The sequence below is a fragment of the Streptomyces mauvecolor genome, from assembly GCF_039532965.1.
GTDB classification, from domain to species: Bacteria; Actinomycetota; Actinomycetes; order Streptomycetales; family Streptomycetaceae; genus Streptomyces; species Streptomyces violascens.
In genome coordinates, this window is the sequence record NZ_BAAASQ010000030.1 from 145126 (window position 1) to 156540 (window position 11415).

At 70.8% G+C, this 11415-nt stretch carries 7 protein-coding genes; 6 read left to right on the top strand and 1 reads right to left on the bottom strand.

From position 1 onward, the window contains the following. Positions 1-14 precede the first annotated feature (14 nt). The 3 genes from glgX to ABD346_RS32540 are packed head-to-tail and all read left to right on the top strand — an operon-like array spanning position 15 to position 5536. Positions 15-2120, top strand: coding sequence for a glycogen debranching protein GlgX (gene glgX, locus ABD346_RS32530; RefSeq protein ID WP_344379802.1), 2106 nt, complete (start codon positions 15-17; stop codon positions 2118-2120). Beyond that, a complete protein-coding gene (locus ABD346_RS32535; protein WP_344379804.1) occupies positions 2117-4276 on the top strand; it encodes an AGE family epimerase/isomerase in 2160 nt (719 codons plus the stop codon). Before glgX ends, ABD346_RS32535 begins: the two co-directional genes overlap by 4 nt. A gap of 60 nt (positions 4277-4336) precedes the next feature. Beyond that, the gene (locus ABD346_RS32540) at positions 4337-5536 is read left to right on the top strand and encodes an IS701 family transposase (RefSeq protein ID WP_344379806.1); all 1200 of its coding nucleotides are present in this window, start codon (positions 4337-4339) and stop codon (positions 5534-5536) included. A gap of 66 nt (positions 5537-5602) precedes the next feature. Here ABD346_RS32540 and ABD346_RS32545 read toward each other — a convergent pair whose 3' ends face one another. After that, positions 5603-7300 (bottom strand): ABC transporter family substrate-binding protein, encoded by a 1698-nt coding sequence (locus ABD346_RS32545; protein WP_344379808.1) that lies wholly within the window; start codon positions 7298-7300, stop codon positions 5603-5605. Positions 7301-7427: 127 nt separating this feature from the next. Here ABD346_RS32545 and ABD346_RS32550 point away from each other — a divergent pair, with 127 nt between their 5' ends. From ABD346_RS32550 to ABD346_RS32560, 3 genes are read left to right on the top strand one after another with little or no spacing between them, the layout of a single operon-like run. Continuing rightward, positions 7428-8411 (top strand): ABC transporter permease, encoded by a 984-nt coding sequence (locus tag ABD346_RS32550; RefSeq protein WP_344379809.1) that lies wholly within the window; start codon positions 7428-7430, stop codon positions 8409-8411. After that, complete coding sequence (locus ABD346_RS32555) at positions 8408-9304, top strand: ABC transporter permease (RefSeq protein ID WP_344379811.1); 897 nt, start codon at positions 8408-8410, stop codon at positions 9302-9304. The genes ABD346_RS32550 and ABD346_RS32555 overlap by 4 nt, the downstream gene beginning before the upstream one ends. Continuing rightward, entirely contained in the window at positions 9301-11400 is a 2100-nt protein-coding gene (locus tag ABD346_RS32560; protein ID WP_344379813.1) for a dipeptide ABC transporter ATP-binding protein, read from the top strand. Before ABD346_RS32555 ends, ABD346_RS32560 begins: the two co-directional genes overlap by 4 nt. The last annotated feature ends 15 nt before the right edge of the window (positions 11401-11415 follow it).

The following is an 11415-nucleotide window of genomic DNA, read 5'->3' on the forward strand; positions in this document are numbered from 1 at the left end:
CCAGGGAGGCACCCGTGACCGAGGCGCCGCAGATCACCGCTGGACGGCCGCAGCCGCTGGGGACCACTGTCGACGCCGACGGGGTGAACTTCTCCGTCTTCTCCGAGCACGCCACACGTGTGGACCTGCTGCTTTTCGACCGCTGCGACGACCCCGAGCCCTCCCGGACCATCCAGCTCCACCCCGACCGCCACCGCAGCTTCCACTTCTGGCACTGCCATGTCCGGGGGCTCGGCGCCGGGCAGGTCTACGCGTACCGGATGGACGGGCCGCACGACACCAGCAGGTCGGGCGCCCGCTTCGACCACCGCAAGGTGCTGCTCGACCCGTACGCCCGCGCCAATATCAACAGCCGCTGGAAGCGCACCCACGCCATCGGACTCGACGACAACGTGGCGCACTCCATGCGCAGCCTGGTCGTCGACCTCGACGACTACGACTGGGAGGGCGACGAGCCGCTGCGCACCCCCATGTCGGAGACGATCATCTACGAGCTGCATGTGCGCGGCGCGACGGCTTCACCGACCTCGCACGCCGCGAACCCCGGCACGTTCTCCGCCCTGACGGAGAAGATCCCGCACCTGAAGGAGCTGGGGATCACCGCGGTGGAGCTGCTCCCCGTCTTCGACTTCGACGAGACGCAGGTGCTGCGCACCGGCCCCGACGGCAGCGAGCTGCGCAACTACTGGGGCTATGACCCGTACGGCTTCTTCGCCCCGCACACCGGCTACTGTTCCGAGCCCCATCTCGCGGGCCACATCGCCGAGTTCCGCGACATGGTCAAGGCGTTCCACAAGGCGGGCATCGAGGTCATTCTCGATGTCGTCTTCAACCACACCAGCGAGGGCAACGAGTACGGCCCGACGATCAGCTTCCGCGGCCAGGCCAACGAGGCGTACTACCACCTGTGGCCGCAGGACCGCAGTCACTACATGGACTTCACGGGCTGCGGGAACGCGGTCAACGCCAACCACCCGATGGTCACCAAGTTCATCCTGGAGTCCCTGGAGTACTGGGTGCGCGAGCACCATGTGGACGGGTTCCGCTTCGACCTCGCCTCCGAGCTGTCGCGGGGCGCGCTCGGGTACGAGATGGCGGTGCCGCCGGTGCTGTGGGCGATCGAGCTGTCGCAGGTGCTGGCCGAGACGAAGATCATCGCGGAGCCGTGGGACGGCGGCGGCCTCTACCAGGTGGGCCGGTTCCCCGGGAAGCGCTGGGCCCAGTGGAACGGCCCCTTCCGGGACGACGTGCGCCGTTTTGTCCGCGGTGACGCCGGGCTCGTGGGGGACGTCGCCGCCCGCATCGGCGGCTCCGAGGACCTGTTCGGACCGCAGCAGGAACTGCCCACCAACAGCATCAACTTCATCACCTGTCACGACGGGTTCACACTCAACGACCTGGTCAGCTACGACGAGAAGCACAACTACGCCAACGGCGAGGCCGGGGCCGACGGGGCCGGCGAGAACTTCAGCTGGAACTGCGGTGTCGAGGGCCCCACCGACGACCCCGAGGTCGAGCGGCTGCGGGTGCGGCAGATGAAGAACCTGCTCGCCGTCCTGATGCTCAGCCGGGGCGTGCCGATGCTGCTCGCAGGAGATGAGTTCCGCAACAGCCAGGGAGGCAACAACAACGCCTACTGCCAGGACAACCCGACGTCATGGCTCGACTGGGACCAGGCCGAGAAGGAGCAGGAGACCTGGAACTTCACCCGACGACTGATCGAACTCCGCAGGCGCTACCGCACCTTCCGTGAACCCCGCTTCTACAACGGACACCTCAACTCCCGTCTGCTGTCCGATGTCACCTGGCACGGCACCAAACTGGAGCAGCCCGGCTGGGAGGACACCCACGCCCGGGTCCTGGCCTGCACGCTCGGCGGCTTCAACCAGGATCCCGACCTGCATCTGATCCTCAACATGTACCACCTGGGCCTGGACTTCGAGCTGCCCCGGATCCGCGGCCGCCGCTGGCACCGCGTGCTCGACACCGCGCGCCCCGGTCCGTACGACATCCTCCCCGCCGGACAAGAGGAGCTGATCGACGACCACACCTTCCACGCCCACGGCCGCAGCGTCGTGCTGCTGGCGGCCCTGCCTGACGAGAAGGGCACCTCTCGATGAGTGGATCTGCCGAACGCCGTACGTTCTCCGACACCCTGGCGGGCTATGTCACGTACTACAGCCCCACCCAGCACCGTTTCGGTCTGCGCACCTCCGACGACCGGGAATTCACCGTCCATCTGCCCCGCAATGTCTCCTCGCGCATCGTGCGCAACCTCGGCGACGACTACCGCGACACCACCGCGAGCACCCAGGACATGCTCGCCGAGGGCCGTTACCTGTTCGCGTACGGAATCACCTACCAGTGGGAGGGCGGTGAGCGGTTCGAGGCGAAGGAGATCACCTTCCCCGAGGAGAGCCGCGGTTCCTACGTCTTCGAGCACCCGGCGTGGTGGGTCCAGCAGGCCGCCGCCGTCGCCGACTTCTATCTGCGCGGGCACTTCCCCGACGGCACGTACGACTGGCGCAACTTCCGCACCCATCTGACCCTCAGCGGCACCCATCTGCCCGACTTCGACGGCGCGGACGTGCGCCAGGAGACGGACACCATCTCGCGGCTCGTGTACGGCCTGTCCACCGCGTACCTGCTGACCGGCGAGGACCGCTTCCTGCAGGCCGCCGAGAGCGGCACCGAGTATCTGCGCGAGCACATGCGGGTGACCGACGCGCAGGACGGGATCATCTACTGGTACCACGGCATCGACGTGACCCGGACGGGCCAGCGCAAGGTGTTCGCCTCGGAGTTCGGCGACGACTTCGACGCCATCCCGATGTACGAGCAGATCTACGCGCTTGCCGGGCCCACCCAGACGTACCGCATCACCGGTGACCCGCGGATCCTGAACGACATCGACGGCACGGTCGCCCTGTTCGAGCGGTACTTCAGGGACCGGAGCCTCGGCGGGTTCTTCTCGCACCTGGACCCGATCACGCTCGACCCGAACGCGGACTCGCTCGGCCGCAACCGGTCCCGCAAGAACTGGAACTCGGTCGGCGACCACGCCCCCGCGTACCTGATCAACGCCTATCTCGCCACCGGCCGCGAGGACTTCGCGGCGCTGCTCGAAGAGACGGCGGACACCATCGTCGAGCGCTTCCCCGACGAGGAGACCAGCCCGTTCGTGCAGGAGCGCTTCCACGCCGACTGGAGCCCCGACCGCACCTGGGGCTGGCAGCAGGACCGGGCCGTGGTCGGCCACAACCTGAAGATCGCCTGGAACCTGACCCGGATCAAGGCGCTGCACGACAAGGCGGAGTACGGCACGACCGCCGACCGGATCGGCGAGATCATGCCGGCGGTGGGCAGCGACCAGCTGCGCGGCGGCTGGTACGACGTGGTCGAGCGGCGGCCCGACCCGGACAGCGGCATCCACCGCATGGTGTGGCACGACCGCAAGGCGTGGTGGCAGCAGGAGCAGGCGATCCTCGCCTATCTCATCCTGGCCGGCACCTCGGGCGACCCCGAGCAGCTGCGTCTCGCACGCGAGGCCGCCTCGTTCTACAACGCCTTCTTCCTCGACTACGACGACGGCGGCGTCTACTTCAACGTCCTGGCCAACGGCATCCCGTATCTGCTCGGCACCGAGCGGCTCAAGGGCAGCCACGCCATGGCCGGCTACCACGCACTGGAGCTCTGCTATCTCGCGGCCGTCTACACCGGCCTCCTGATCAGCAACGACCCGCTCACGCTTCACTTCCGGCCGCGCCCGTCGGATCTGCCGGACCGCACGCTGCGGGTCGCGCCCGATCTGCTGCCGGCGGGTTCGGTGGAGCTGACCCGGGTGTGGGTGGACGGCGAGCCGTACCACCGCTTCGACAACAAGGAGCTGACCGTCCGGCTGCCCGAGGGGGACGAGCCGGTGCGGGTGCGCGTCGAGCTGGAGCCGGCGCAGATGCGGCTGCGGATGCGCACCGAGTTCGACGGCGACACCGCGCACGTACGCTGCGACGGGGTCATCGACGCGGCCGAGCTGGAGAAGTTCCGCCGCATTCTGGGCGAGGTCATGGCCGCGGAGCCGCAACGGGTGGAGTTCCACCTGTGCCAGGTCACCGAGATGTGCCGGCCCGCCATCAACGAGCTCCTCTTCCAGCGCACCAAGGCCGGTCTCGACGCGGACTTCGTCATCGTGGGGTGCACGCTGCCCGACGTCGCCGACGCCCTGCTCTCCACCGATGCCTTCCTGCTCGAGGGCGGTGACGAGTGCGCCCATGAATGACCTCTCTCGTCCGCTGGGCTCCAGCGCACACCGATCGATTCGGACACTCCCGGGGGCACCGTGTCTTCCATCCTCCAACTCTCCGACGCCCGCAGGGCTCCTGCCACGGCGGACTTCACCGGCTACTGCCAGGACCTGTTCGTCGCGCTGACGCGCTCCGACCAGCGGCGCTGGGGCGAGGTGTATCTGCGTGGGCTGCTCGACGTGCCGGGCCGCAAGACGCCCACCAGGATCTCCGAGCACGTTCTCGGGCACCGGGCCGTGCAGCAGCTCCAGCAGTTCGTCCACCAGAGCCCGTGGGACTCGGGGCCGGTCCGCCGGCGGATCGCCGAGCGGGCGGGCGAGGTGTTCCGCACCGAGGCGTGGGCCGTCGACGAGGTGGTGTTCGCGAAGAACGGCGACCGCTCGGTCGGCGTGGCCCGCCAGTACGCCCCGTCGCAGCAGCGCACCGTCAACTGCCAGCTGGCGTACGCCACTTCACTGGTGGGGACGGGCGGCGGCCTGCCGGTGAACTGGCGGCTGCTGCTCCCCCAGCGCTGGGACCGGGACGAGCGGCTGCGCGGCCAGGCCCATCTGCCCGACGAGGAGCACTGCCGGCCGCGCTGGAGCTACGTCCTGGAGGCCCTCGACGAGATGACCGAGGAGTGGTTCCTGGAGCCGCAGCCGGTGCTCGCCGACTGGCGCTCCGAGAGCGATGTGGAACCGCTCCTTCGGGGTCTGGAGGCGCGCGGCCACGGCTACTTGATCGAGGTGTCGCCCAGCACCGGCGTCACCCTGCCGCGCCCGCATGCCGCATCGCCCGCGACGCGGGGCACGGTGACGGAGCTCGCCGAGCACGTGGCGCGGCGGGACGAGCGCACCCCGATCGCCTGGCACGACCGTACGACGGAGCGGATGCGGCGCTCGCAGTTCCTGTCCGCTCCGGCGCTGCTCTGCTCGGACGGGCCGCAGCACGCGGTGCACCGGCAGCGGCTCCGGCACCTGGTCACGGACTGGCCGTACGGCCGGCCCGCGCCGCGCTCCTACTGGCTGACCAATCTGCCGGCCCGCCGGCTCGCCGAGGCGATTCCGCTGGCGCAGCTGCGGAGCCTGTCCGCGGACGGGTTACGCAGGCTGCAGGAGGACTTCGGTCTCGGCGACTTCGAGGGGCGCTCGTTCCGCGGCTGGCACCATCACGTCACGCTCGCGTCGGCGGCGCTCGCCTTCGACGCGCTGAGCAGGCACACCGAGGAGGAATGGCTGAGCGGACAGGGCGCCTGATGTTCTGAGCTGTGAGTCAACTGGCCGTCCGCAGCGCCCATTTGGGGCCCGGCGGACGGTCATCGGCTATGTGGTCCAGCCCACCGCGGCGAAGTCGATGTCGCCGAGGCCCGGGATCCCGTAGTTGGCGAGGCCCTTGCGGACCGCCATCATCTGGGGGCGCTGGTAGAGCTCGACGTCGTGGCCGAGCTTCCAGATCTCCGCGTCGGCCTGGTTGTACAGCTGGGCGGCGCGCACCGGGTCGAGGGTGCCGGAGGCCTGCTTGAGGAGGCTGTCCAGCGTGGCGTCCGAGATCCGGCCGTAGTTCTGGAAGCTCTGGGCGCCGCGCGGCATACGGTAGACGGCCTGCGACTGGCTGGGGTAGGTGAGGTCGGTGAAGCGGAAGATCGCCAGGTCGAAGTTGCCGACGTCCAGGTATTTCGGCCCGTAGTCGTCGGCCGGCACCTTCTGGATCTCCACCCCGATGCCGACCTGGGCGAGCATCTGCTGGAGCAGCTGGGCGAGATCGAGGCCGAGCCGGTTGGTGGACTCCGCGATCACGAACCGCAGCTTGAGGGTCTGACCGCCCTTGACGCGCGGCTTGCCCTGGCCGGGCGACTTCCACCCCGCCTTGTCGAGGAGCGCCTGCGCGGCCTGGGGGTCGAACCTGCCCAACTCGCCCGAGTTGTCGGCGTATCCGGGCTGGTTGGTCATGAAGATGTGGTTGCCGAGCAGGGGCACCCCGACGGGCAGCCCCTCGGCCGCGACGTTCGCCAGCGCCTGCCGGTCGACGGCCTGCTGGAGGGCGTGGCGTACGTCGACGTCCTGGAGCGGGCCGCCCGCGCCGTTGAGGCTGACATGCACCTCGTCCCAGGCCGAACCCGTGCGCACCGTGCTGTCGCGGGCCGACTTGAGCTGTTGGTACGCCTCGGCCGTGGCCGCGTTCACGGCGTCGATCTCGCCGTTGAGGTAGGCCTGGAGCGCGGCGGCCGGCAGCAGCGCGCGGAAGACCACCTTGTCCAGGCGGGGTCTGGTGCCCCACCAGGCGGGGTCGGGCACGGCCGTGACGGACTGGGTCGTACGGTCCATCGAGGCGATCCTGAACGGGCCCGCGGTGACCGGGATCCGCCCGGACCAGCCGTTGTTGAACTGCTCCGGCGTGCTGGTCGCGGACGCCGGGAAGAGCGGGTCGAACAGGCGCTGCCAGTCGGCGTACGGAGAGCGGAAGACGACCTGCACCTCGCTCGGGTCGCCGCCCTGGCGCACTTCGGATATCTGGTCGTAGCCGGACGGATCGGCCACCAGATAGCGGTCGTCGCCCCGGCCGAGGGCCTTCCACTCGGCCTCGAAGTCGGCGACGCCGAGCGGCTTTCCGTCGGACCACCGGGCGTGCGGGTTGAGCCGGTAGGTGACCGTCTGCGGCGAGGTCGCGGTGACGGACGCGGAGAGCAGGTAGTCGGGGTTGGCGTGCGGGACGCCCTTGGCGTCGCGGCGGAACAGCTTGGGCTCGACCAGGCTGTCGATCTCAGCGGCCTCCCCGATCGTCCCGGCGGCCTGGTTCACGTTGTACTGCGTGATCCACTGGGAAGTCGCGAGGGTGAGGGTGCCGCCCTGACGGAGGCTCTGCGGAGGCCGGCGGCCGATGTCCTCGGTCCCGTAGGCGGGGGCCTTCACGGTACGGGGGGACGCGCCGTGCTGTGGCGCCGCCGAGGTCGTACAGCCCGCGAGCGCCAGTGCCGCCGCAACCAGCGCCGCCCATGCCCGCGCACCCCGTAACCGAGCCACCCCAGCCTCCGTTCTGACGATGCGTCAATTAGCCGAACTGATCTGCGATTTACCGCTGGGACCTTAACATTGCGGCATGTCAGACCGGTGAACTGTCCACGCAGCCCGCCTTCTTGAGGAGACACTCTTGGTCGGCCGCCTGTCCAAGCGCCTCGCCCACGGCGCGCTCCTGCTTCTGTTCTCGGTCTTCCTGTCGTACGTCATCTCCTCCGCCGCGCTCAGTCCGCGCGCCTACTTCGAGGACCGCCAGCCGCGCCCGTCGGCCGCCACGGTCGACCACGAGCTCGCGCTGCTCGGCACCGACGACCGGACACCGGTCCTGGAGCGCTTCGGGCACTGGTCGTGGCGGGCCGTCCACGGCGATCTGGGCCGCACGGTCGACGGGGGCTCGGTGGACGCGGAGTTCGGCCGCCGCATCGGCGTGTCCACCCGGCTGCTGCTCGTCGGCACGCTGGTCGGTACCGGGCTCGGCGTGCTCGCCGGGCTCTGGGCCGCGATCCGCCGCCACCGCCTGCCCGACCGGGCGCTGACCGCGTTCTCGTTCCTGGTCCTGTCGGTGCCCACGTTCGTGCTTGCGCTGCTCTTCAAGGAGGGCGCCCTGTGGTTCAACCAGAGCGCGGGCCACACGGTGATCCGCTACACCGGCGAGCGCACCCCCGGCCTCACCGGCCCGCTCGCCACCCGCCTCTTGGACCGGGCCGTCCATCTCGCGCTCCCCGCCGCCACAGTCGCGCTCGGCGCGGTCGCCTCGTACAGCCGCTATCAGCGCGGCGCCACGCTCGACGTGCTCGGCTCCGACCATCTGCGGACCGCGCAGGCCAAGGGGCTCACACCGGGCCGGGCCCTGCTGCGGCACGGGCTCCGCACGTCGCTGATCCCGCTAACCACGTTCTTCTCGTTCGGCTTCCTGACCCTGTTCACGGGGGCCGTGTTCACCGAGGAGATCTTCGGCTGGCCCGGCATGGGCAGCTGGTTCATGGACTCGGCGCAGAAGGGCGACATCAACTCGGTGGTCGCGGTCAATCTGTTCGCGGCGGTGACCGTGCTGCTCGCCGGCTTCGTCGCGGACGTGCTGCATGCGGTGCTCGACCCGAGAGTGCGCACGCGATGAGTACGGACGCGGTGAACACGGAGGCGATCGTGCTGCACGGGCGCGGCGCCACGACCGGGCGGGCCCTGCTCCGCTCCCCCACGGCCCTGACCGGCCTCGCGCTGATCGCGGGCCTGTTCCTTCTCGCGTACGCGGGCCCGTACCTGACCAACTGGAGCTACACCGACATCGACTACACAGCCCTGCGCAGCGCCCCGAGCGCCCAGCACTGGATGGGCACCAGCCGGATCGGCCAGGACGTGTTCGCGCAGACGGTGCGCGGGCTGCAGAAGTCGCTGCTCGTCGGAGCCCTGGTGGCCCTGGCCAGTACGGCCCTCGGCGCGGCCTTCGGGACCTGCGCGGGGTACTTCGGCGGCTGGGTGGACCGGGTGCTCATGTTCGTGGTCGACCTGATGCTGGTGATCCCGGGGTTTCTGCTCCTGGTGCTGCTCGCGCCGCGGCTGCGCGGGCTCGGCTGGCCGGCGTTCGCGGGGCTCCTGGCCGCGCTCGGCTGGATGATCACGGCACGGGCGGTACGGATCATGACGCTCTCGCTGCGGGAGCGGCCCTTCGTCGCCGCCGCGCACCACATGGGCGTCGGGCCGTTCCGGATCATCGTGCGGCACGTCCTGCCGCACCTGGCGTCGTTCCTGATCACGGACGCGACCGTGGCGGTCGCCGCCGCCGTGATCAGCGAGACGGGGCTGTCCTACTTCGGGTTCGGGGTGCAGCCGCCGGACGTGTCCCTGGGCACGCTCATAGCGTCCGGCAGCGATGTGGCGCTGACCTGCCCGTGGATGTTCTTCTTCCCGGCCGGCCTGCTGCTGCTCTTCGTCCTGGCCGTGCACCTGGTGGGCGACGCGCTGCGGGACGTTCTCGACCTCGGGTCCGACCGGGCCCGGGCCCTGCGATGACGGCCGCCACGGTGCTCGACGTCGAGAACCTGCACGTGTCGTACGCGGGCTCGTCCCGTACGCCGCTGCCGGTCGTGCGCGGGGTGGGGTTCTCGCTGCGGCGCGGCGAAGTCCTCGGCCTGGTCGGCGAGTCCGGGGCCGGCAAGACCGCGACCGCGCTCGCACTGCTCGGGCTGCTTCCGCCGGGTGCGCGGGTGACCGGCTCGGTGCGGCTGCTCGGCACCGAGCTGGTCGGCCTGCCGGTGCGCGATCTCGCCCGGCTGCGCGGGCGCCGGATCGCGATGGTGTTCCAGGATCCACTGGCCGCGTTCAACCCGGCCCAGCACATCGGCGACCAGATCGCCGAGGCTCTCCGCATCCATCAATGTCCCCGCCCTGAAAGGGAGTTGGCGCGCATCCGCGCTCGGGAGCTCCTGGAGAGCGTGGGTGTCCCGGATCCGTCCCGTGTCGCGCGCTCGTACCCCCATGAGCTTTCCGGCGGACTGCGCCAGCGCGCCATGATCGCCATGGCGATCGCCAACGACCCCGACGTCATCGTGGCCGACGAGCCCACCAGCGCGCTCGACGCCACGGTCCAGGCGCAGGTTCTGGACGCCCTGGAGAACGCCCGCCGGGCCACCGGCGCGGCTCTGCTCCTGGTCAGCCACGACCTGGGGGTGATCGCGGGCGCCGCCGACCGGGTAGCCGTCATGTATGCGGGCCGGATCGTCGAAACAGCGCCGGTGGACGCCCTGTTCGCGCGGCCCCGCATGCCGTACACGCTGGGCCTGATCGGGTCGGTGCCGCGACTCGACGCGGCCGTGCCGCTGACTCCGGTACCGGGCGGCCCGCCCGCGCCGGGCAGCGCCGGGCCCGGCTGTTCGTTCGCACCGCGCTGCCCGCTCACGGCGGAGGTCTGCCATACCGAGGAGCCCGAACTGGCAGGATCCGAGGGCCACTTGGCGGCATGCGTCCGCCCGGACGCCCTCGCGGGGCGGGCCGCCGCCGATCTCTTCCCCGCCTCTGCCCCGTTGCGCCGCACTGCCCCGGGCGGCGCGCCCCTGCTGCGTGTCGCGGGCCTCACCAAGTCGTTCCCGCTGCCCGGCGGTTCGGGCTTCCGGCTGCGCAGGAGGCCGGCGGAGGTCCGGCTCGCGCTGGAACGGGTGGACCTGGAGGTCCGCCGGGGCGAGACGGTGGCGCTGGTCGGCGAGTCGGGGTCCGGCAAGACCAGCACCCTGATGGAGATCATCGCGCTGGGCGCCCCCGAGTCCGGGACCGTAGAGATCGCCGGGTACGACACGTCCGCGCTGAGCCGTGCCGATGTCCGCCGGCTGCGGGGTTCGGTGCAGATCCTGGTGCAGGACCCGATGGCCAGCCTGGACCCGAGGATGCGGGTGGCCGACATCGTCGCCGAGCCGCTGCGCGCCCAGCACGCCCCGAAGGAGACCATCGCGGCTCGGGTGCCCGAACTCCTGCGCCGGGTCGGCCTCGACATCGCGGACGCGGAGCGCCGCCCGCACCAGTTCTCCGGTGGCCAGCGCCAGCGCATCGCGCTCGCCAGGGCCCTCGCCGTACGCCCCGAACTGCTGCTCCTGGACGAGCCGGTCTCCGCGCTCGACGTGTCCGTGCAGGCGGGCATCCTCGATCTGCTGCGGCGGCTGCACGACGAGCGGGGCCCGGCCTGCCTGTTCGTCACGCACGACCTGGCGGTGGTGCGGCAGATCGCCGACCGGGTGGTGGTGATGTACGGGGGCCGGACCGTGGAGAGCGGCCCGGTCAACGAGGTGTTCGGGAGTCCGCGCCACCCCTATACGCGCGCCCTGCTGTCCGCCGTGCCGCTGCCCGACCCGGCGGCGGAGCGGGCCCGCGCCAGGATCGCGCTGCCCGGCGAACCCCCGGGCGCCGGGGAACGCTCGACGGGCTGCCGCTTCCGTGGCCGCTGCCCGGTGTACGACGCCCTCGGCGAGGAGCGGCGGCTGTGCGAGCGCGAGACCCCGGCGACGACGGGTGCGGACCCGCTGGGGGAACACACCTCGGCCTGTCATTTCCCGTACGACGCGAAGGGGGTGCCCGGCCGGCTCCGACCGGAGCCGGAGGAACACCCCCCGGTGCGCTGACTGAGCGTTTGGTTC